General features: G+C 44.0%; 12 protein-coding genes. 4 read left to right on the top strand and 8 right to left on the bottom strand.

Annotation, left to right across the window (positions count from 1 at the left end; translation table 11 throughout):
* Positions 1–29: 29 nt before the first annotated feature.
* From ACFQZE_RS04240 to ACFQZE_RS04270, 7 genes are all read right to left on the bottom strand, one after another.
* On the bottom strand, positions 30–5,096 hold the full coding sequence (locus ACFQZE_RS04240; protein WP_379353991.1) for an amino acid adenylation domain-containing protein: 5,067 nt from the start codon (positions 5,094–5,096) through the stop codon (positions 30–32).
* A gap of 20 nt (positions 5,097–5,116) precedes the next feature.
* Complete coding sequence (locus tag ACFQZE_RS04245) at positions 5,117–5,389, bottom strand: acyl carrier protein (protein ID WP_379353993.1); 273 nt, start codon at positions 5,387–5,389, stop codon at positions 5,117–5,119.
* 14 nt (positions 5,390–5,403) lie between these two features.
* Positions 5,404–12,183 carry an HAD-IIIC family phosphatase gene (locus ACFQZE_RS04250; protein WP_379353995.1) on the bottom strand — a complete coding sequence of 2,260 codons (6,780 nt, stop codon included), beginning with the start codon at positions 12,181–12,183 and terminating at the stop codon, positions 5,404–5,406.
* Positions 12,184–12,227: 44 nt separating this feature from the next.
* Positions 12,228–13,487 carry an ACP S-malonyltransferase gene (gene fabD, locus ACFQZE_RS04255; protein ID WP_379353997.1) on the bottom strand — a complete coding sequence of 420 codons (1,260 nt, stop codon included), beginning with the start codon at positions 13,485–13,487 and terminating at the stop codon, positions 12,228–12,230.
* Positions 13,488–13,541: 54 nt separating this feature from the next.
* Entirely contained in the window at positions 13,542–14,549 is a 1,008-nt protein-coding gene (locus ACFQZE_RS04260) for a hypothetical protein (protein ID WP_379353999.1), read from the bottom strand.
* A gap of 779 nt (positions 14,550–15,328) precedes the next feature.
* Complete coding sequence (gene ant(6), locus ACFQZE_RS04265; protein WP_379354001.1) at positions 15,329–16,189, bottom strand: aminoglycoside 6-adenylyltransferase; 861 nt, start codon at positions 16,187–16,189, stop codon at positions 15,329–15,331.
* Between the two features lie 542 nt (positions 16,190–16,731).
* On the bottom strand, positions 16,732–17,853 hold the full coding sequence (locus ACFQZE_RS04270; RefSeq protein WP_379354003.1) for an acyltransferase family protein: 1,122 nt from the start codon (positions 17,851–17,853) through the stop codon (positions 16,732–16,734).
* A 914-nt stretch (positions 17,854–18,767) separates the two neighbouring features.
* Here ACFQZE_RS04270 and ACFQZE_RS04275 point away from each other — a divergent pair.
* From ACFQZE_RS04275 to ACFQZE_RS04285, 3 genes are all read left to right on the top strand, one after another.
* Positions 18,768–18,947, top strand: coding sequence for a hypothetical protein (locus tag ACFQZE_RS04275; RefSeq protein WP_379354005.1), 180 nt, complete (start codon positions 18,768–18,770; stop codon positions 18,945–18,947).
* Between the two features lie 1,026 nt (positions 18,948–19,973).
* Entirely contained in the window at positions 19,974–21,158 is a 1,185-nt protein-coding gene (locus ACFQZE_RS04280; RefSeq protein WP_379354007.1) for a DUF418 domain-containing protein, read from the top strand.
* Positions 21,159–21,366: 208 nt separating this feature from the next.
* Positions 21,367–21,762, top strand: coding sequence for a hypothetical protein (locus ACFQZE_RS04285; RefSeq protein ID WP_379355504.1), 396 nt, complete (start codon positions 21,367–21,369; stop codon positions 21,760–21,762).
* Positions 21,763–22,056: 294 nt separating this feature from the next.
* Here ACFQZE_RS04285 and ACFQZE_RS04290 read toward each other — a convergent pair whose 3' ends face one another.
* Positions 22,057–23,400 (bottom strand): FAD-binding oxidoreductase, encoded by a 1,344-nt coding sequence (locus ACFQZE_RS04290; RefSeq protein ID WP_379354009.1) that lies wholly within the window; start codon positions 23,398–23,400, stop codon positions 22,057–22,059.
* 807 nt (positions 23,401–24,207) lie between these two features.
* Here ACFQZE_RS04290 and ACFQZE_RS04295 point away from each other — a divergent pair.
* Positions 24,208–25,014 carry an alpha/beta fold hydrolase gene (locus ACFQZE_RS04295; RefSeq protein ID WP_379354011.1) on the top strand — a complete coding sequence of 269 codons (807 nt, stop codon included), beginning with the start codon at positions 24,208–24,210 and terminating at the stop codon, positions 25,012–25,014.
* The last annotated feature ends 6 nt before the right edge of the window (positions 25,015–25,020 follow it).

Below are 25,020 nucleotides of genomic sequence, written 5' to 3' on the forward strand. Positions count from 1 at the left end.
CTCTATTCTTAGTCTATTGTTCCTTCGTGTTACCCTTTTTTAAGTAAAGCCATAGCTTCTTCCAACTCCAGATCGCCTGTCTCCATTAACGTCAAAATATTCAAGACATCAAGCTGTGGATTGCTGACCAGGGAGCTCTTTGCCGGTGCAGCTTTAGGCTGAAGCTTATCTGTTAGAAAAGCAGAAAGCGCAGAAATAGATGGATACTTAAACAAGTCGGAAACTTTAATCACTCCGGAATAATGTTTGTTGATGGATGTCTGCATTTTAATAAGAAGCAGCGAGTTTCCGCCTATTTCAAAAAAATTGTCGTCTATATCCAACTCGCCCGGAATGACTCCAAGAAGATCAGACCATATCCCTGCAATTTGCTCTTCGACTTCATTACGAGGTACGACAACATGCGAATTCGATTTCTTGGTTATTTCCGGCTTAGGCAGCGCTTTGCGATCCACTTTGCCGTTTAGTGTCAACGGCATCTGCTCCAATCGCACAAAGTAGGACGGAATCATATACGATGGAAGTTTGGACGCCAAATAGTGCTGCAATTCTTTTGCGCTTAGCGCCTCTTTCCCGTCTATGTCAGGCTCGACGTAATACGCACAAAGCTTCGGCTCAGCATGCTGTTCTATCGCAACAATAATCGCCTCTTGCACGTCCTTATGCTCTACCAGTCGAGCCTCAATTTCCCCTAACTCAATCCGGTAACCTCGAATCTTCACTTGATGGTCGATCCGGCCCAAATACTCAATGTTTCCATCCGGCCGCCATTTCGCTAAATCCCCTGTACGATACATCCGCCCTTCCGGCTTAAACGGATTCCGAATAAATTTCTCTGCCGTCAATTCCGGCCGGTTCAAATAACCTCGTGCCAAACCGTCCCCGCTAATGCAAAGTTCCCCCGGCACACCAATCGGTTGCATGCGATTAAGTCGATCAACGATCCAAGTCTGAACATTTCCAAGCGGTTTCCCAATGGGTACATTCGCCGTCTCGCCTACTCCGGTAGTCGTTGTGGTATAACTCGTCGCATAGATGGTCGCTTCCGTCGGTCCGTATATGTTCTCCAATCTCGCTTTAAGGGGTAGCTGTCTGTATTTCTCCACTACCTTATCGGTAAGCGCCTCTCCAGCTGCGAAAATATATTTTAAAGTTCGCAGCTTAGCAAAATGGCTTTCCTCCAAACTGTTTAAAAATATACCCAGCATGGAAGGCACAAAATTGAGATGTGTAATGTGTTGTGCTTCCACTCGCTGTATGATGGATAACGGATCTTTCTCTTCACCTGGCGGTAAAATGACAAGCTTCCCTTTTCCTATAAACCAACCGAACAGCTCCGCTACAGAAACATCGAACGTATACGAGGTCTTTAGCAGAAAAGCGTCTGACGGCAACATCGGATATTCTTTTTCCAGCTGGCTTAAAATATTGACAACGGATCGATGCTCAACCAGAACTCCCTTGGGCTGACCGGTTGACCCTGACGTATAGATGACATAGATTAAATTTTTCGCTCCAGAAACGGACTCCTGATTCGTACCATCCGCATGATAGGCCTGCTCATTATCGAGCACGACGAGTTCTCCCGGAAAAAAAGTGCGTTCCCGCAAATGCCCTTGCAACAGCAGTACGTTCGCTCCCGAGTCCTCCAACATGTACTGGATTCTTTCCGTCGGAAGCAGGGGATCGATTGGGACGTATGCGCCCCCTGCTTTCATAATCGCCAGTACCCCCACAATCATTTCCAAGGAACGTTCGACCATAAGCCCTACGCGTTGATCCCAAGTTACTCCTTTCTCACGTAACGTTCTGGCCAACCGATTCGCCCGCTCGTTTAGTTCCCGATAAGTGAGCTGCTGTTCCTCGAATACAATCGCTATATTGTCCGGTGCCTGCTCTACCCGCTCCTCAAACAACTGATGGATGGTTTTCTCTCGTGAATAAGCTTCATAAGTATCGTTGAATCTCTCCGTCAGCTGCCACGCTTCTTCCTCATCCAGCATCTCAATTGCACTTAACGGAACCTCCGAGCACTCGCCTACTTCCTGGAATATTCGTTGCAAGTGCTTCCTCATTCGTTCGATCGTCTCGCGCTTGAACAGCTTCACCGCGTATTCGAAGCTTATGGCCAGACCACCATCCTCCAGCAGCTTGGCCTCTAACGTCAAATCGAACTTTGCGACGGGCTGCTCGATTGGATAGAGCGACGTTTCCAATCCTTCGAGGTTGAATGGCTCCGTCTCCAAGTTTTGCAGCACGAACATCGTGTCAAAGAGAGGATTGCGGCTTATATCCCTTCTTCCGAGTCCCTTCTCCACCAATTCCCCAAATGGATACCCCTGATGGTCAAACGCTTGCAGCACATTTTCCTTCACCTGCTCCAGAAGACCAAGAAACGTCTGGTTTCCCTGCGGGTAATTCCTTATCGCGAGCGTGTTCACAAACATGCCGATTAACGGTTCCAGGTCCGCATGCATTCTCCCTGCTACCGGCGTACCGACCACAATGTCTTCTTGGCCGCTGTACTTCCACAGCAGCACATTGTATGCGGATAGCAGCACCATATACAGCGTGCTGTTCGATGATTCCGCCACCCTCCGCAGCTTGCTCATCGTTTCACGATCCACCGTGAAGCGTACATGCTCCCCAATAAAGCTCTGCATCGCCGGACGCGGATAATCCGCAGGCAATTGCAGCACAGGAATCTCTCCCGCAAATTGCTCCAGCCAGTATCGTTCTTCCCGGGCTGCTTCCTCGCTTCCCTGCCGCTCCTGCTGCCACACCGCATAATCTTTATAATGCACCCGCAGAGGCTGGGGCTCTTCGCCCCGATACAGATGTTCAAGATCCCTCAACCATATGCCTATCGAAAACCCGTCACCTATCGCATGATGCATATCCCATAGCAATACATGCCGCTCTTCCTCCATACGAATCAAACCTACCCTGAATAACGGAGGCACTCCAAAATCAAATGAGCGCACAAAGCCTTGTATGAGCCCTTCCAATTCCTCCCCGCTCGCATCCATTCGCTCCAGGTGCACTTCAAGTTCGTCATGGACAATCTGCACCGCTTCTCCCTCGACGAACGTTAACGATGTCCGCAAAATTTCATGCCGTTTGATCAACGATTTTATTGCCCGCTCCAGTCGGTTTACGTCCAATACGCCTTTAAGCAGCCTCGCCTCCGGCATATTGTATCCTGTGTCGACTCCGTCAAGATGACTCAATACCATCAGTCGTTTTTGTGCCCACGATGCTGGATACTCCTTCTGCTTCTTTAACAGACGGATTGGCTGGTACGATTGCTCTTTTTGCCTACCGATGTATTTCGCCAACTCTTCCACCGACGGATGCTGGAAAATGTCCCTTAATGTCACACGGATCCCCATCGCTTTGTGAATCCTCGTCACTAAAAGCATGGCTCGCAGCGAGTGTCCCCCGATATTGAAGAAGTCTTCCTTCACCCCTATCGGCTGGACTCCAAGCACCTGTTGCCATATGCGGATCAGTTCCGCTTCTGCCTCATTGCGCGGAGCTACATAGGTCGCCCCTGTTGCTAGACTTTTTTCGGGAGCTGGCAGTGCTTTACGATCCACCTTACCGTTGAGTGTTAACGGCATCCTCTCCAATTGCACCAAATACGTCGGAAGCATATACGCCGGCAGCTGCGACGATAATGCTGTCTTTACTTCAGTTACCGCAAGCGTATGATCCGCGACGACATAAGCGCACAATTGGCTCTGCTCGGCCTCGTCTACTAACGTAATGACTACCGCTTGTTGAACCGATGCGATCTGCAATAGTTGCGCTTCGATTTCTCCTAACTCCACGCGATAGCCACGGATTTTCACCTGTTGGTCAATCCGGCCCAAATACTCAAGGTTTCCGTCGGGCAGCCATCTCGCCAAATCTCCCGTCTTGTACATCCTCTGTCCCGGCACAAAAGGGTTCTCCACAAACTTCTCTGCCGTTAATTCCGATCGGTTCAAATACCCTAGCGCCAATCCGTTTCCGCTTATGCACAGTTCCCCTGACGCGCCGGTCGGCTGCAGATTGTTGCTTTCGTCCACGATATACACCCAAGTATTCGAGATCGGCTTACCGATAGGCGGTATTAACGCCAAGCTGTCGTTGCTTCCCATCGTAAAAGTCGTAACGACATGCGTCTCTGAAGGTCCGTAATGATTGTGGATTTGGGCCTTCCTTTGCAAGCTATTGTCAATAAATTCCTTGTTTAGTTCAAGCTTCTCACCGGCAACAACGAGATGCTCCGTATGCTGGAGTAGTTTATCCGAGTAGTCTGAATTGGAAATCATATGCTTCAGATAGGCCGTAGGTAAAAACACGGTAGAAATCTCATGACTCTCGATAAACTGAATTAACTGCCAAGGATCATGCTTGACACTTTCTTCGACAACAAAAAGCGTTCCTCCGAATAACAACGTTGAAAAGGTTTCCTGGGTGAATACATCAAAACCAACGGAAGCTAAAGATAACGTACGACGCGTATTAATCGTCGTCTTCTGTTTTTGAAAAGCAAGCAAATTGACGATGCTTAGATGCGGCATCAAGATCCCTTTGGGTCGTCCTGTCGTTCCCGATGTATAAATCACGTACATGGGGCTATTTGGGAAGTTAACATTGCTCATATTGGAATCGTCAGCAGCATAAGAACGCTTATCTCCCAAATCCAGTATTTCCACTGTCCCCCCTGCCAGCTGCGCTTCTACTCCATAAGTTAGGAGCAATACCGCTTCGCTATCCTTGAGCATGTACTGGGTTCGCTCCGCTGGATACATGCGGTCGATTGGCATGTACGCGCCGCCGGCCTTCAGAATCGCAAGCATTCCAACGACCATCTCAATTGAGCGATCCGCCATAATGGCCACAATTTGCTCCGCACCTACTCCTTTTGCCCTTAACGTTCTTGCCAACCGATTCGCCTGCTCGTTTAGTTCACGGTACGTGAGTTGCTGTTCCTTGAATACAATCGCTATGTTGTCCGGTGCCTGCTTTACCTGCTCCTCGAACAACTGATGGATGGTTTTCTCTCGCGGATCAGCCCCTGAAGTAGCGCCCAATGCCTCCATCATGTCCCCCCTGTGCTAACCGCTTACCCATTGACGGCAGCTTTTCGATTTTCGATATAGTGCGTCAAACTAGACACGCTATGAATTCCCAATCTATTGATTTCCTCAACCGGCACGCGTATGTTGAAATGCTCTTCCAAGTTAATGACAAACATAGTCAAAACAAGAGAATCAAATTCAAAAATCTGCTCGATGGGGGTATGAACATCGATCTGCTCTGGAGCCTTAATATTGAATTTTTTCTCACAAAAAATTGAAAACTCTTGAATAAATGTATCCATTTCGTTATTTATCATCTAATACACCTCCACTAGCCATTTATATTGACGAGATTTTGGTTGAAATAACCGGATTTCTTTAATTCGGAGTCCGCTTTTAACTGAGCAATGATCCCCTTCTCCAGTTGCTTGAGCCCATCGCTTTCGATTTGGAATTGCTCTGTCTCTATATCCTGAGACATTGTAAACTTAACGATATGTCTGACCAAATTGTCCGCCATTTGGCTACACATCTGCAATTGATCTATTATTGCCGTATCATACTCAATGAACTGTAGATATTTAGAAAAAATAGTTCTCGATCCGGAAATAATGTGCAGCGCATCGATGAATCTTCTCAATTCGGCCATGTTGTTTTTATTTGCGATAATATGATCTCCCAGTGAATCATAAAATGCCAAATCGTCCTTAAACGATTCGATCCACTGCCGATACTTCTGTTTTAAGTTGTCTTTATCCGGCGCTTTGGCTGTAAAGTCGAAATATAATAAATATTTTTTCTCATCATTCAGTTGATTGTTTGCATGCCGGATCGTATTTAGAGGGTAACGGTACGTAATATAATTGGTGTGACCGTCATCGAGCAAAGTCACTTGACCTGTGCTTGGATCATAACCTGTCACAATAACGGTATGGCCATCATTCGGATCAGGCTTCAGGCGCTTATTCATCTCTGTGGAATGAGGCAAATAGTAGTGATCTACGGATACGACCAGCCACTTGCCCCATCGGATTAAAGCTAAAATTTCGTCTTCCATTTCCTCGAAGCTGTTGAACTCCTTGTATATCATTTGAAGACCGATGTCCGGAAACTCCTCTTCCTCTTTTAAATACGAGGTGCTGTATGCCCATTTCATAACAATTTTCTCTTCGAACAATTGTCTTACGATTTCCTCCGTACTTTCAAAGGAGTTAAAAAGCAATAACTCGATGGGTACGCCTTTGCATTGCAAATAGCTGATCAATTGTCCCTTATAGCAGCTTAGAAACTTGTGGTCAAATCGCACTAGATTCATAGGTTCCTCCAATTGTAGTAAGGATGGGAGTTGCGGTTGCATTTGATCTTGCATTTGATCTTGCATTTCAAGTTGCGGATCGCTCATGGGAATTTGCTGATTTTTTTCAAAATGACTTGCCATTTGATGCACGGTTCTGAAATCGAAAACGAGCAAATTTTCAGAAGGGAAGCCCGCTTGTTCCATCTCTACATCGAGATATACGGCTTTGAGCGATGTCCCGCCCAATTGGAAAAAGTCATCATGAACGCCGATGGGAGACAGGCTAAGCACCTTGCTCCAAACCTTCGCCACCGCTGACTCCAGCTCGGTCCCCGGAGCTACAAACTGCTGAGCCATTTCTTTTCTCCTCTCTACTGCTTTCAGAAGTGCAAGCAATCGTTCCCCTGTATAGGCTTCAAGTGGAGTATAGTGGTTTCTGTGTTGCAGCTGCGTCTCATTGACGAGTTCAATCTCCCAATCATAGGCGGCCAGGTTCTCCGGTATATCCGACTTTGCAGCGAGTTTTTCGAAGGTCGGAATCTTGGCGGACCGCTCATCGCTTGGCATATTGGCGTCATGAGGGTCGATGTCTTCCAACGCTTCATTGAATTTGATCTTCAGATGCTGGAGCGTACCTTGCAATAATTCAACCTGAATCGAATAGTGGTCTCCATCTTCACCCCATCCGCTTCTCTGCAGAAACTGCCAGAACGGATCATTCTTCTCCGTGGGTACGAAGCGTAACATCACCTTGCTTAATTGCCGCTCTTTGCACAAGGACTTGATAGCGGCTAAAACCCCATCCTCAATTCCTTTTCCTAGAATTCGGCAACTGAGCATGAACGCATCAATCCACAGCGCCTCATTTTTCACGTACAAGAATAAGCAGCCCGATAAGCCGTAATCCCCAAACCGATCCCGAGCCTCGACCACCCAGCAACTATGCTCGGGCTGGGACACCCATGCCTGTACCTCTTGCTCTGACCTGCGGATGGTGCTGGAGTTGAACTGGTTCGTTCTTTGCGTTAATTGAACCGTTCGATGCAGTTCTAAGGATGCCATGGGCCTTATGCTTACTTCCAGCTTTAGATTTTGTAAAAAGTCAGCAAGTGAGGCTTCTGAATTCTGTGATTCCCGCCGCTTGTTCTCCGCTTGATACATCGCCGTACGGTTGCGATCCTCATCCGTAATCCTCATCCGGTCCAATGCCCAAATATGCTTGACAAACAGGGGAAGCGCCCCACGATTGTCAGGAATCTGTACGGTAAAAACATCCGGACAACGATTCATAACTTCCGCACATTCAACAGGATTGTCATCCATAAACAGGATGCTATCCAGACCGACGTTCAGCTCTTTGGCAAGCTCTTTAAGATTGTCCGATTTCGATTGCCAATTCATCCGCCAAGCCGCAATATGTGTCTTCTTGAGCAGCATCCCCTCATTGTTCTCAAACGTGTCCCACACGTCTCTTTCGTTATTTTTGCTGCACAGCACAATCAACATGCCTTCCTGCTGCTTCTGAATGACAAACCTTTGAAGCTCTCTGTAAGGTTCTTCCACACGGACACCGAGCGCTCCGTCCTCAGCACAAACGCCTTGCCATAACGTATTGTCGCAATCGAGCGCGATAACTTTAAAGGGCTGCCGTTTCCAGGCCATTAACGTTCGGGCAATCAATGTCCCAATTACGGCCTCATATTCCACTGTAAATGGCAGATGACCCTTTACGTCTTTATGCACATCGAAAACATCCTTCACCTGGTACAGAGAAGATGCCTCAAGCAAGTTGACGGCGGTCACACCGTCCATTGGCTCGATTTCATCCAGCCATCGCCTATTCAGGCTCTCAATACAACGAATGACATCTTCGCCCAAGCCGAGATGTGTGGAGACAGGGAAAACGCCTACAAACCAAATCGCGTTCATCCCTCTATTTTTGAAAATATCCAGCCATTCGCGGTAGGTTTGCTCTAGTTTGCTGCATTTTTGCATGTCCGTCGTCATGTCGTCACGTATCCAGTCCTCCATCCGGAGGAGAAGAACGTTTACTCCAAGGTTCGCGGATAGTAGGCTGGCAGGATCCAATAGCTGCTGAAATAGTTGATTATACGGACCAATCTCGACCCCAATATCCAATTGAAAATGATCCAGCCACCATTCGATATAAGGCTTCAGCGATTCTGCGGTAAACGTAGCCGCTACGGCAACGCAATTCACTTCATCTAAAGAGTGTTCTTGCTTCATCGTCTGATCGAGCTTGAAAGGAGTAGCCCAATCCACTTCATTCGGTTGCTCCAATAAGTAGGCAACGAGCTGCTCAAAGCGCTCTGCAAACCGCTCCATGGATTCCAGCTTAAATAAGGCGGTATTATACTGCAGATTGCATGCCAAATGATCCTCTTCTAGGTGTACGTCCAGCTTGAAATCCACTGTAGCAACCTTGTCATTCCATGGATAATCTTGTATATCTAACTGGTTATCCCCGGCATCATTGTCGGAACCCGCTTCGTTATGGAACAGGAAGAGCGTATCGTAGAGCGGATTTCTACTTGCATCTTTATTGGCTCCCAGCTTTTCAACCAGTTCATCGAACGGATGCATTTGATGATCGTAAGCATCGATGAGCGTTCGCTGCACGTCCTTGACATGCTCGGCCAACGTACTTCCCTCTCTCACTTTCAGACGGATTGGAAGGAAATTGGCGAACATCCCGATGACACTCTCCAATTCCACTTGCAGCCTGCCGGCAACAATCGTACCGATGATAAGGTCGTTCTGACCGGTGTTTATGCGGAGCAGCGCCGAATAGACGGCAAATAAGACGGAATTCAGCGTTGCATCGTAATTTTTGACGAACTGCTTGAGCTTTTCGGTTATTTCGCCCGAAATCGTAAAGTGGATGGTATTTCCTGCAAAGGTTTGCTTCGAAGGCCGCACAAAGTCGAGAGGCATTTGTAAGACGGGTAATTCGCCAGCCATGATCGTTTCCCAATACTTCGCCTGTTTTTGTAAATATAACGTGCCTGATTGTTCCTTCAGCCAGACGGCATAATCTTTATATTGAATACGGAGAGGAGAAAGAGTGTCGCCGGCATACAGCCGATGCAATTCTCCAAAGAAGATGCGTAAGGAAAATCCGTCCGAAATAATATGGTGCATGTCCATGAGGAGGATATGCTTATCCTCCGACATCTCCAGCAATTCGACGCGCAATAACGGGGCTTTGCTTAAATCGAACGGTTTGACGAAGGCACGCATTTTATCCCGTAATTGGGCTTCCGTCACGCTGCCGAATACGAGCTCTATTGGCATTTCAGGCTGTATATGCTGCAACAGCTCCCCTTCCACCCACTGGAACGATGTTCGGAACGCTTCATGACGCTGCACCAACTGCCGCATCGCTTCGGCAAAACGCGAGTAGTCGAGTCTTCCGTTGATCATATGCACCGCTGGCATATTATACGAAGTAAGCTCTCGCGATTTTTTCTCCAAAATATACATTCTTTGTTGCGCAGGTGTCGTCGGATAGTAGGATTGATTCGTTGCGGGACGAATATCGGTAAACGACATTTTGTCCGAATGATCAATTTCTCTTGCGAGCATTTGGAGCGTTGGGTTTGCAAAAACTTGATTCAATAGCAGATCAACTGCAAATCCCTTCTGCACCCTAGATAACATAAGTCCCGCAATTAAGGAGTCTCCCCCTAATTCAAAGAAGTCGTCATCTCTATCTATCATTGCAATTCCGAACACCTCGCCCCATATTTGGGCAAGCTTTTGTTCGGTTTGCGTGCAAGCGGCAATGTCTCCTTGGAGCTTAACCGCAAAAGGCTGGTTGTCTTTAGGTGTCTTTCTGCCTTGATTCTCATCCTTGCTTAGATTGTCATGCCGAGGCACCTCGGGCAAAGAAACCCAGCAGCGAGTTCTTTCAAAGGAATAGGCCGGCAGGTTAACCTTCATGCAGCTTTCGGCTGGATACAATTGTGCAAAATTCACCTTCGCGCCGGAAACATATAAACGGCATAATTCCGTTAAAGAAAGCTGGCGTATGTCCTCTTCATACCATCCGATCCCATCGGACGGATTTTGTTTCGCAGCTTTGGCCCTCTGTTCGCAATAATAAATATCCGAACGTTGTATCCGTTCCCAATCAGACGTGGACAGCCAATCGATTTTCTCTTGCCAATCTTTCAAGCTTGTAATCACGAACGCCAGGCGATAATTGTAATGGCCTCTCCCCGTATTTTGCGTATAACAAATGTCACGCAGGCTCGTTATTTCCCCCCAGTTCTTCGAAATATAACGGCGAAAATGCGAGATCGATTCCTTTAAGGACTGCAAGCTCTTGGCCGAAAGAGTGAATATCTCTGTCGTAGTCTCTTCTTGCTCGGATTTTCGCTGCCTTACAGGCGCTTCTTCCATCACTACATGGCAGTTAGTGCCGCTAAGTCCGAATGAACTAACCCCGCATCTGCGAGGAGCACCTTCCGTCTTCCAATCCGTCAATCGATCGAGGACATAGACGGGTGATCGATCAAACGAAATTTCCCGATTCGGACGCTGAAAATGAACGTTGGGCGGAAGCTGTTTATTTTTGAGCGCCAATGCCGCTTTAACAAGTCCCGCAAGCCCGGCCGCACTATTCAGGTGACCGATGTTTGACTTGAGAGCGCCAAGTGCGCAAAATTGCCTTCTGCCCGTAAAACGCTCAAACGCACTGCTAATCCCCTCGATTTCAATAGGATCTCCCAGCTTGGTTCCCGTACCGTGCGCTTCGATATATGTGATCGTTTGCGGATCAACGTCGGCATCCTTCCATGCGCCTGTAATGACATCCGATTGAGCTGCAGCATTTGGAGCGGTGATCCCGATTGAACGTCCATCCTGGTTAATTGCACTGCCTTTAATGACGGCATAAATGGGATCGCCATCCGCAAGCGCTTGATTCAGCGACTTCAGAACGACCACAATTGAGCCTTCTCCCTCACCCGTACCATCAGAGCTGTCATCAAATGCCTTCGTTCGACCGTCAGAAGATTCAATGCCTATTTTGACATCCCTCTCCGGAAGTCCCCAATATAGATTTATGCTTCCTGCAAGAGCTTGATCGCAGTCGCCGGTTTGAATCGCCTTACACGCCAAATGTACAGCGACTAATGAAGAAGAGCAGGCTGTGTCCACAGTAAGGGTCGGGCCTTTGAAGTCTAAAAGATACGAAATTCTACTGGCGATCATGGCCTGAATATTTCCTACGAATGACAAATGCAAATCCTCGGGATTGCTTTGCTCTACTATTCTGCTGTAGGGGATTTCAGGCGGGGAATACCCCACATAAACGCCGGTCTTTGTGCCGGATAACCGGTTTCCGCCGTATCCCGCATCCTCTATGGCCTTCCAGGCGGTTTGCAAAAATAGCCGGTGGTTCGGATCAGTCATATTGGCTTCTGCCGGGGACATACGAAAAAATTTGTAATCAAATTTATCGACTTCTTCCAAATACGCGCCTTCTTTGAATCGAATGTCCATCCCTTCGTCCTGATTCAAAGCGACTTTGTAGTTCCAATAATCCCGCTGACGTTGATCAGGAAAAGGACGAACAAAATCGGTTTCGGTTTTCAATAGCTCCCAAAATTGATCAGCATCCTCCGCTAACGGCATCTGCATAGCTATCCCAATGATCGCAATGTCTTTTCGGTCCGACTGCTTCTCCGTTTGCATAGCTTTTAATTGCCCGATAAATTGCGCTGCGACACCCTTGTCAAGCTTGCCGGTGGAGGTATGCTCCAATATGGATTTCAATAGTTCGTCCAACCCTTGTTCACTCCTTCTGGATTTCAATTCCTGGCAGCATATCGCTAACGAATCGTTAACGGAATAAGGTCATGCGTTCCTGTTTCCTCCATAATTTGGTTTATACGTTCCAGCTGCTCATCACTGGAAACTTTTTTGGTCACAAAGATCGTCTTGAGCATAGCCAGCACATCGCTCATCTGTTCTACTGCCGGCACTGTAACCTCGCTAGTTATCCGTTCCAGAAGATCACCAATTCTTTCATACGGCTGAACAACGCCTATTTCATACTCCTCGTCGTTCCAGTTGGCGTTTTTGGTGCTTACCGCCATCGCCATACAACGAGATAAAAAGTGTTTTACGGTCTCATCTAGTTCTGTTGGAGGCACTTTCGCTAACGGGGTGAGAGCGTTGAAGCCTTTTTCGACAAAATGTACGAGAAGATCGGGAATATTTTGTGCGGCTAGCTTTCCAATGATGGTCTGCGGCCCCATATCAATAGCCGTTGAGATATGACGGCTTTGCAAATAGTGCATACAGGCTGACCAACGTACCGGAACACTCATTTGCATCGTTAAATTCCGGATAATTTGCGATTCGTCCTTATACGGCATGCCGTCTATATTGGCAAGAACCGGCCATCGGAGCGGTTTGCACGTTATTTGCTTTAATTGTTCGGCGAATTTCTCGGCGGCGGGAATCATTAGCGGACTATGAAACGGAGCGCTTACAGGCAGACGCAGCAGACGCGCCCCTCTGGACGCTAACTCTTCTTCAACCTTCAGAACGGCTGGCCGATGTCCGGAGATCACGGCTTGCATCGGCGAATTAACGGCAGCTAGGACAGCCAATTCCTCCGAAGTTGATACACGTTTGCACACTTCCTCGATGATCGGAATGTCCAGATTTCCGACGGCCGTCATCATTCCATTGCCAAGGGCTGCCGCTTCCTGCATAAATTGTCCACGAGCCCGAACCAACCGCACCGCATCGAAAAATGAAAAGGATTGCGCCGCGGTTAAAGCCGTAATCTCACCCAAGCTGTGGCCGGCAAGATACGTCGGCTCCTTGCCAACTTCCTGCATAAAAACAGTGAATGCCGCATAACTAACCGTTAGTATCGCGGGCTGGGTGAATTCCGTGTGCGACAACCGCTTATCCTTGTCTTCGAAGCAAAGCTTACACATATCCATATGCAAAGCGTCGCTCGCTTCTTCAAAAATCCGTCTTGCAGTCGGATAGGTGTCGTATAACTTTTTCCCCATTCCTACCGATTGAGCGCCTTGCCCTGGAAACAAGAAAGCGAGAGGAGTCATATTCGCCATCCTCTGTTCCCTATACGTCGTTTGTTCATGATCTCATTTCCCCTTTCTTTCCCATTAAAGAATTTTTCGAATTTCTTCACATAGAGCGGTTAGAACCCTCTCCTCTACTCCTTTCATGGAATCCAAGAGCGGAATGATGATCTGCGCTATATCGAAATCCGGTTTAAGCATATATTTAAGAATAATCGTCTTCATAAATCCGGCTTCTTTGATTACTGTCTCGTATTCCGTTTTCAGCCCGCGAATAACAGGATGGTTGTACGTATTTATCAGATCATCCATTAGTTTACCAACGCTTGTTTTGTGCTCATGGAAAATGTAGAAAGGAAGATGGATCGTAGTTAACGAGTCGCTGTGGCTCAGTAAAAAGTGCTTTATATGTTCATAAACAGACATTCCAAAAGCTCTTTTTTCCAGCGGCTCTCTTAAAATCAACAAACTTTGAGAGGAATTCGATGAGGTGACATAATCTTGCAGTAATTTGAAAGCAAGCTCCAGCTGCAATTCATGACGAAAACTTGATTTATAAGTGAATAGCGTTAATACGTTCCATGTATATTCTGAAGCGAGGGACTTCTCCATCAATTGGAACGGTACTTCTATAACTTCGAGCTGGCCTCTTGTCGTATTGGCATAATCGTATACGTAAAAGCATTTTTTATCGAGGTCATACCCGGTTATGAGCAGGTTGTTTTTAAAGTGTCCGTTATTATAGGAAAATGAATGCGGCATATAGTAATCGTCATGTATGGCGTAAATATAGCTGTCCTTATTAATAGCATCCACTAGAAACTCTTGAATGGGATTCTTTAGATAGTCAATATGAATCGATTGAGTATATCCTAGCCAAGGAATCGTATTTGATCGGTTTGGAATCTCGTCAAAGGTATAAAAATCAAGCCAATGCACATTCTCATCCATATCAAACCTTATGAATAGCTGCAAAAAATGATTGTAAATCCAAGACTCGTTCTCTCCGCAGCCGCTTAGAATAGATAAAGGCAACGCATGATGCTTATAAGCCGAAATAAACGGTTTCTTGACAGGTAATTGTTTAATCACGCATTAATCTCTCCATTTATTATCAAAATGAGTATCGAAACCTGGCATGTCCGCAGCATTTCTTAGAAAAGTCGTCCACTTCAGAAGGCCTTGCAACCTGATTTTCTCCCCTAATATGACTTCGTTCATCTATGGATGACGGTGTTAGTCATCCTTTTACTATTTCTGTTATTCTTTTGTTAAATCCTTTGATGAAAAACCACTCTCTTTGAGGAATTTCCACTTCTTTTGTTAAATGATTGAAGTTTTTGTCGAAATCAATTTTTAAGTTTCTACAATAGAAGCGCATAAAAAAAAGAATCCCCCAATCTAAAGGGATTCTTATACAATAGGTTTGCCTTCAACGTACAAAATAAAGTTCTAGACTACTGCCATTTTTTAAAAATACCATTTCAATTCTTTTACTTATGTCAATTTCATAATAAATTATCATAGCATTCACACTTTCTTCAATCCTTTTTAGCTAACACACTTACTTCTCATTCTACTCTTCCTCGCTAATAACCAGCTTGCACGTTAGTTTAATAAGAAGGACGCTCTCCGCCTTCGCTTGGGCAACGGCCTCCTTAGTATATACCATTTTCAATTATAAATTAAAGAACATGCGCGGGTAGCATGCAATGCTTAAAAAATGAGTCCTATCTGAGTCTAAGCACTGAGAAAATATCGAGAGCTAACTTTAAGAAAGTCATATATAATAAAGAGTTCCACATATTAGACATGTCTAATATGTGGAACTCTTTATGTTTAACTATCGTTACCTTTTTTGAAAATCCACTCTATTTTCCACTTAATTCTTTGTAGGCATTGTAAATGAATCCCGTTATTTTTTCATCATAGTCAGGATATGGGTAATTAAATGAAACAGCTACTTTTTGTGAATATACTCGGAACATATCACAGCATAATTCAAAGGATTCCCACGTTTTTATATTGCCAGCAAGTGAAAAAGTTTGAATTAATTTTTCATAATCTTCATTTGAGATGTATCGATTAATAAATTTGTAATTTTTTCCTACACTAAAATCAAACCCATTTCTTTGTCCAACCTCCCAAGACATCATACGTAGAAGTTCAGGACGAAGAATTTGATTGAAATGGTCTAAAGCAAATAAAAGTTCATCTCTATATAACCCTTTTGCCACATATGTCGCAACACTCCAAAACTCATTACAACAATCATTAAACTCTTGTTCATTCGGCTTTTTAATCCAATATTTTTTATCAGTTGGCACTACATTTTCAGTAATCCGTTCATCTTTGTCAATCAAAACTTCAACCAATCCGTCTGATTCAGTAAAATATTGTTCAATATCTTCTAAAGGTATTAAACTTAAATCAATCTTACTTCCATCTTCGAAATACATTAAATATGTAAACCAATTTTCATATTCAGCAGGGAAAAGCTCCATATCTTCTGGCTTTTGCATAAAAACACGTATTCCAAAAATGTTTAGCCAATTATCGTCCTTTTTATATTCTTCTATATCAGTGACAAAAAAAGTAAGGTCATAATCTTGAAAATCATCTCTTGGAATGTTTGGATTAGTTCGTGAACCTTCAAGTACTGACAATCTGATTCGATTATCATTCATAACAATTCCTTCAAATAAATTTAGCATATCTTTATTTGTGCGCAATAAAATCTCTCCAATTCATCAATATAATAACATTAAATCATAATAGATAAGGTACTCTTGAAAATCAACAATATTGAACTAACCTGCCCTTTTACCGAATAAGGTAATAGACATTCCCTCAAATCTTTTGATAGACCTCCGCATAGGAAAACTTAATTTGTACATTGATATCGATGCGGTGAACGAAGCTACTCCTGAGTATTATGGTACTTCCTTTTATCCTATTTCCGTAGTAAATAGCGCTGCAAATCAACTAATGAGTCGTATACCTACGGAAGCCTTCACAATCTTCCTTAAAAACGTATACAGTCCATGCATATGAGAATGGTTGGACATGGGGTCGGTGTATATTTCTTCAATTTACACAAAGTTATTTAATGATCGTCAAGGCCCGCAATGTCGGCAGTCGAAAAGTTGAGCTGCTCTTCTTTGAGGTATCATTTCCCCCATTGAGATCATACTTCAAAAGAGAACATTAACTGCGCGATAGATTAAAAGAAACTGAGCCCCTCCATTTAAGGAACTCTGACTGTTAAAAATGGTTATAGTATCTTCTTAGCGTAAGGGATTTTTCGAATCAGTATAGCAATCAAATAACTCGTGATCGTCCCTAACCCACCTAATATCAGAAACTCAATAAACGGAGGCATTTGAACGCTGTGCAACCATATGCTATAAGCGATCAACACGAGTGAATGGATGATATAAACCGTATACGAGGCAGCATCCACAATACGTTGAAATCCGTTCGTTTGATTGCGGTATTTACGGTACACTGCCAACAATAATAGCGAGATGCCAAATCCGACAAAGGGCTCCCACATGGCATAAATGAAGGCATTTATGTTTAGTCCCCCTCCGGTACTCAATGTCGGATTGAGGATGAGAGCGGCGATCGGAAGTATCGGCAGGAAAATGAGTGCGATGATGCCCATCATTTTCACAGTTCGACTTGGGATACTCGTTAACCACTCATTGCGGTACGCGATGATCCCCGTAATAAAGAATACGATATACGCAGGAAAATAACCAAAATTCAAACCAAATATCAGCGTACCAATCGGAAATATTTGCCGAATTCCGAAGGTTACAAGCCCGATGAGCGTCGCAGTAAGCAAAAGCACTTTCACCGATGGAAAAGGGATTCTCTTCTTCAGTTCACTATTTTTCCTTATCATACTTACAAGCGTATAAACTGCATTAAACACAAGCAGGGCAAGCAAAAACCAAAGTGGACCAGGCTCTGTAATTGCAAAGCTAAGGATCTGCGTCCGATAAAACTCCCAAAATGACATTACTTTACTAGCGTTTGCGCTGTAGTGGAGCGTAGTGGTATATAAAATAACTGGACTGATGAGAAAGATATAAACGATCAACGGAATTCCCAAGCGCATTAGCCGGTCTTTGAGAAAAGATTTTGGTCCTTTGCGATCAAAAGATGAGGGTATGAAATATCCCCCGATAAAGAAGAAAAGTCCCATAAAGAACGCTTGGTTGATAAAGACAAACAACAGCATCGGCACAAAACTCGCATCAGGCTTTTGCAGCGTATCAAAAAAATACCACGAACCCGGTACAGCATATGTCGTCGCTGCATGATGGAACACAACCAAAATCGTAAGAAATGTTCGCAGATGATCCATATAAAATAGACGATATTTCATCGTGATTCCCCCTTTTCCCTCCCATTGAATTGTAACTTAATTTATCTTTATGTTACTTGGAGAATGGCGTGTCCCAAAACAACCTTAAGTATGATTTATAGTTAGTCTACAGTTCGAGTTTTTTTATACCTAGCATAGGTGACTCCCCTCACTTCATTTGACAGCCCGTACCATCTACTGCGCCTAGCACCATGAGGCCACCTGTTGTGCTGCAGGTTCGGGAACGCACCTACGGCTGCAGTAGTATCTAGAAACGAAAAATCTATATCGAAAAAGATATTATTGTATCTATTGCCAGTAAATTCATGCAATGATATTTTTAAACTAAAGAGATGCAATCCACACCACGATGCAACGCAAAGGTTCTAGTGTACATTTTCTGCGATTTCTACTCTCATATCCTCGGGTAATTTAGAAATCCCAGTTTAAATGTAAAATTAACTTATGCGGAGGTATTATTGTGAAAAGGATCATCAGTGTTGTCATTATGATGGCATTAATCTCGTTGTTAAGCTCCAGCGTGTTTGCACAGCCGCGGGAAGAGTCTCCGCGTTCGAAATATTCAAGGGCATTATAGTGAATATTGCGGTATTAATGGACAGTTCGGATGGGCTTGTACGTCTACAACCACACCTTCGAATCATGATATCGGACAAGGAGTTGCTGCTCCTTACAACCTTGTAGGCACCTACTCTAACCATAGAGGTTATATTAGCCAGTATGTTTATACAACAGCCACAAACTCCGGAACCTCGAATGTTCTTTTCCGTTATGGTCACAAAACTGTAACTGGCAATGTAGGTGTTGCTGTCTATCCTGCTGGGCTAGCCGTTGAACCAAGATTAAATACAGAAACATTAGACTACGTCATCACTTTTAGCTGGTAAAGAAAACTTAATTTATAAGGAGACTCCATGAAATCAATCCTATTAGCTTTTGCAACTTTAATAGTATCTATGGCCTTGTACATGATCATTGCTAACGTGATAGGTGCCAGCACCGATGAACAAGATATCCTTGCGGTTGCTTTTGTTATTTCATTACAACTTTGTGCGGTAATCGGTATTTTACTAGCACAGAAAAGGAATAAATGATAGTTGATCCACACCTCTGAAAGAACCTTCTTTTATAGCTCCAGCGGAAAAAAGGACAGTTTAAGAACTGTCCTTTTTTATATGTGTCACCACCCATATAAAACTTCGTAAATACTGGTTTCATTTCACCGCATTTGCGGATTCCTGAATATGATACAAACATCCCCGAACGATCCGTGGTCCGATCCCCTAACGCGGCTCCCTTAAAGAAGAAGGCACATCTAAATGGAGCGACTAATTACACATCCTTCAATACCCCCTTATTTGATCTTTGATTTGATCTTTAATTTGATCTTTGAATTCACCCAGCCCTCAAATTCATCTCATTCTACTGCCCTGCCATTTACCCTGTACCCATAAATTGAAATTCATCTTAATGCATGTTGTTTCCACACCTCCGTTAACAACTTTATCGCCTTTTTTCAAGTTCAAAGTACCGAATTTCAACTTGTATTTGGAACTTACTACATTTAGAAATTACAAAAGTACGCACTTGTTAGTTCCGCAGGCACCAATGAATTCTAATATCACCATTTGGTAATCATCGCACAATAAAGTGCGTACTAATCATTGGGGACGGTTTACTCTAAGGTTAGATTCGAAAGCAGCAACCAACTCACCCCGAGGAGGAATTCTCATGACTAAGTTTGCAGGAAAGAAGCTGTCGTTAAAGTGGTACCCACGATATGAAATTCGCAATTGTTAAGGCTCTAATGGAAGGTGGGCCCAAGTCGTGTTCGCCGGCCGCAATGAGAAAAAAATCGATGAGGTGAAGTGTTCTCTCAAGTCCGAAGCGGCGCATGCCGTATGTTCAAATGCTGCGAATTTGTCCAAAATCGATGCTCTGGGCGCTCTCGTCAAGGAGAAACTGGTCGCATCGATTATATATTCGCCAACCATGGCATCGCGGAAATCAACCTGTTGAAGCAGATAACCGAAGAGTCCTGGGATCAGCAATTCAATGTGAACACCAAGGGCGCATTATTGAACAGTATTCCAATGAGCTTATAAAGGAGGATGATTCATATGTCCGTTCCAGTAAACCATGAAACAGCAGGAATGAAACGACGTGCCGTTTCATTAGATCTGGCTAGAGGCGCTACTCTGCTGCTCATCGTACTCGCACATGCTCCGCTCTATTTGTACATGGCTGAGCCTGGGATCATGCATAGGGTGGAAAGCGGTAACTCCTTCGATCATATCGTGAATCTATTCGGCATGTTCATCATTGATAACAGAGCTAGAGCGATGTTTGCCGTTTTATTAGGTTACGGTTTGGTTCTGGCATTTAGAAACCAAGTCGCAAAAGGAAAAAGCGATAAGGAAGCAGCAAAGACAATAAGACGGCGTTCCTTGTATTTGATTGGATTTGGAGCTATATTACTGATTTTCATCGGCGGTCAAGATATACTTGTGGCCTATGGGGTAGCTGGACTTCTAGTCAGTTGGCTATTATCACGTGAAATCAAAACTCTGATTCGAACCTTTATCATTGTCACCTTATTCTTTATCATTTTGACGCCAACATTGTGGGGCTTCTTCTTGCAAGCCAATGGAGATTATGGTTTTGCTACAAGTATTTCGTCCACAGACACCTACCTTAATTCCATGATTACAAAGCTGATTACGTTTCCTTTTATTCCTGTCATGATTCATTTTATGCTCCCTATTCTTCCATCCGTTTTGCTCGGCATGTGGATGGCTAGATATCAAGTGCTTACAAAACCGGAGCAACCGTTGAAATCACTTTACTTCATAGCCATTCCTGGATTAGCTATTTCCTTACTAGGAGCGGTGCCTTTATCCTTGATTGGGAACGTATGGCATCCTAGTTATTTCACAGCCGGTTTAGCAAGCGGTTTACACATGATAACGGGAATCGTTGGAGGATTAGCTTATACGGCGATTTTTGGGATCATTGGGGCAAAATTAAAAAAGTCGGGGCGCTTGTCCCTTTCGTTCATAGCTTTAGGAAAGCGCTCGTTAACCTTCTATGTTTGGAACGAGACCTTGCTTGTTCTATTTTTATCACCAGTAGCGTTGGATTTGGGAGGACATGTGGGCAACGGTGCTGCTGCTGTGATAGCTGTAGGTATTTGGGTATTTTCTATCCTAGTGGCCTCTATACTTGAAAAAAAGAATTGGAATGGACCTCTAGAAATCTTATTAAGGCGGTTAGTTACGAAAAGCGAGAAAAATGAAAGGCAGTAGCTTCCCTCCCCTTAATGATTAAACTAATGTATCAGTTACTTAAATAATCATCAATATGACAATTCTGTTTTCCAATCGAAGTGAAAATCTACGATTTAGTAAACATGTATTGCAAATTACCTATTTATATTGTTTCTCCCATTTGTCCATATCATTTTTTTTTTATAGTCATATATTAGTGTATGGACGATACTTGTCTGAATTGAAAATGAAAGGAGGGATTTCATTGAGCCACAATCAAAATATTTTATCAACTGGTGTGTTACGAAGGCACTCAAGTACGCAATTTCTTACTGTTGAGGCGCTGAATGCTGATCCTGATGATTTCCGAACAGTAACCGTTCAAATGTTTGACTGGTCGTCCGGTTCGCCTGTATTATTACCGTTGGTTGATCCTACAACTCAAACAATACCACCTACTCAATACAGAACATTTAGATCATTTCAGATTCCTCCTACGACATTTGCTTATGAAGTAAGAATATTCCATCCGAAAGATAAAGATGTTGTTACAAATGTTTTTGGACTTAGCGATATTTCATTTGACCCACAGGAAGGGAACAACGTATTACAACATGACTTAGCCAAATTGAAATTGAGTTAATCCATTCGTTTGCAGAATAACTATTTAAGAGGACTGCGTTTGTTTGTTATGACCAGGCGCTATTTTTTCTATTTGCTTGACAACGATTTATACACATCCAAACATGAGAGAACTCAGTAAGGAGTCCTCTTCACAGTTTCGCCTTGGCATTGCAATTCCAACATCCTTTCATTCAGCCCCACCATCACCAAATTTTTAATGCATATGTAAAGGGAATACCCATGGGCATTCCCTATTCTTTTTGCGCCTTATTTTTAGTGTAAACGAACACAAGCTATGCTCTAAGATATCAAGTTAAGCCGGTGGAATACTTTGCGGGTTCCTGAATACGTTCCGAGGGTCATACTTAGCTTTTACTTTCCGCAATCTCGCGTAGTTCTTTCCATAGTATACCGCCCCTGGATTTTTGATCCCTTGATCAGGTACGTTTATATAGGAGCCTACAATATTCGACTGCAGCTTTCGGCGTGTTTGACGGACTAAAGCGATATTTCTAGCGGCATGGGATGGCTTAATCCAAGAACTATTCCACTCCACATAAAATTTCGCATTACGCCAGTAAAATGCAGTAGCTGTAGGCGCAACTCGGCTCACTGCACCTCCCCAATTCAGGAAGTAGAAACCGGCTGGAGTGCCCCTCTCGGCTTTTTCTAAAAACTCGCGCATTGCTTTAATCGCTTTATGATTGAACGGGCGTCTTCCAAATCCACTGGAAAACTGATTGCTAAACTTTTGAGGAAGCACAGGATCGGGATCGAGCATAAAATCCACAACTTTGGGATAAGGAAGTGAACGAATGGTTTTTTTCGTTGGTGTTCCTGCCTTGAGTATAGGGGCCAACAAGCGAAGAGCTTCCTTTTTGGAGCCAAGGTACATGCCAAGCATGCTTACATTACCGCCTTTTTTGGGGCCGATGGACAATTCGCTGCCTAATTTCGTACTTGTGGAAGGAGCCCATCTTTGCCATACCTTGGTCAGCTTTTCGAACTGATTCCATGGCCAAGTGATCCGAAATACTGTAGCCCTTGCCGGAGCGCGCCGAACTTTAAACTTGTATTTCGTGTATACGCCAAAGTTTCCGCCTCCGCCTCCACGGGATGCCCAAAGGAGATCCGAATTTCGGTTTTTGCTGGCATGAATAATTTTCCCCTTTGCATCTACCATTTCGAGTTCAAGCAAATTATCGCAAATGAGGCCTGTTGTTCGCTGCAAGGGGCCGATTCCGCCGCCAACTGTAATCCCTCCAATTCCGACCGATCGGCTGTCTCCAAAAGGGGCCAGATACCCTTGCTGAGCCAATGTGCTGACAATTCTGCCGACTCTATTCCCCGTTCCAACAACTGCAGTTCCGCTTTTTTTATCCAATTTGATTTGATTCAATTTACTTACATCAATGACGATTCCACCGTTAACCTGTGAAAGATTGTTCTCCAAAGCATGTCTGCCACTTCTTGGCCGGATAGGGATCTTGTTCTCTCGAGCCCATTTGATGGCGTTAGATACATCCTTAGTATTCCGGGCAAAAACAAATACTTTCGGAAATCGGTCGGTATGCGGATCCCAATTTTTACGCGCTGCCGCATATCCCGGGTCTCCTTTAAAAATAACTTGGCCAGTCAGTTTCGTCTTTGATTTCACATACCCAACTCCTCATGAGGAAAATGACCGTTCGTATTTCAAAAATACGCTGGCATCCTATTCTATGAAGGTATCTGTACATGGGTATAGACAACTGCCGTGTGCTTGCTTTTTTCAATAACCTCTCTGTTAACCGCCAATTAACCTTAAAGGTGAACACTGACGAAAGATTCATTTTTATTACTGTCCTCTTATATTGCTTTATTCTAATTTCAAAATAAATTCTTCAACCTCAACAGCCCGCGCTTCCGAAAAGCCCTTATCCTCCCCTACAATGCGGAAACCGCATTTTTCCAATACGCGAATGGAAGCCTTATTGTCCTTAGCCGCGCGAGCGTAAAGGGCCGAATCTGTTGGCAAACAAGCAAAAACTGCGAAAGTCCCGAGGTTGCAATCCCATTTTCCCAATACTTTCGTCCAATCCAGTAGCCTACCGTTTGCTCGCCGAACATCTCAAAGCTTGCTATATATCCTGCGACTTCTTTATTATAAAAAACGGTCTTTTTTAACATTGTATTGTTATTCAAAACCCGTTCCCATCTTGCGTCAAAAACAGACATCGCGAAGCATTACGTTTCCCATAAACGCCGCCACCTCTCCACTAGAAAATCAATTCGTTTGCTCTAATATTTCCACATCATTTACTACTACAATCGAGGCCGTTCACTTTACCTTCTCTGATTTCATATTCTGTGGGCTTTTTTACGCGTTTCACAGTTTCAGCAATTATGTAGAATGGAGAGTTGTAAAAATAATGTTTTATCGCTATCATAAGCTTGGAAATAAACCCGAATTAGGAGATGTTGCATGAATAAAAATATACTTCAACGTCATAACGTAAAAATTTCAGGAAATGGCAGTCAATATATGATTTTCGCACATGGATTTGGATGTGATCAAAATATGTGGCGTTTTGTTGCTCCGACTTTTGAAAATGACTATCGCGTGGTGCTTTTTGATTTTGTTGGTTGCGGCAAATCTGATATTGATTATTACGATCCTGCTAGATATAGCCAATTAGAAGGGTATGCACAAGATTTACTCGACATTTGCGAAGAAATCGATTTAAGAGAAGCCATCTTCGTTGGACATTCTGTTGGCGCCACAATTGGAATACTTGCTTCGATCGCAAGACCGGATTTTTTCAAAAATTTAGTGTTAATCGGTCCTTCACCCCGTTACATTAATGAAATTCCAGATTACATTGGTGGTTTTGAATATAAAGACCTTGAAGGACTGCTCCATTTAATGGCCAAAAATCATATCGATTGGAGCAAATACCTTGCGCCGCTAGTCATGGGCAATGTTGAAAGTCCCTCGCTTGTTCAAGAACTGGAGGAAAGTTTCTGTTCCATGGATCCCGAAATCGCGCAGCAGTTTGCAAAGACCACTTTCTTTTCGGATAATCGCAAGGATTTGCCAATGGTGACTGTTCCCTCTCTTATTTTACAATGCAGTCAAGATGTAATAGCTCCACTTGAAGTAGGCGCTTACGTTCATTTACATATTCCAAATAGTACTTTTCAAATTATAGAGGTACTGGGCCATTGTCCACATATGAGCAACCCTATAGAAACTGTGCAGTTCATAAATGAGTATCTTGACGCTCACTGATTGGCC

The sequence above is a fragment of the Paenibacillus sp. GCM10027627 genome, assembly GCF_042675505.1.
Lineage (GTDB): Bacteria > Bacillota > Bacilli > Paenibacillales > Paenibacillaceae > Pristimantibacillus.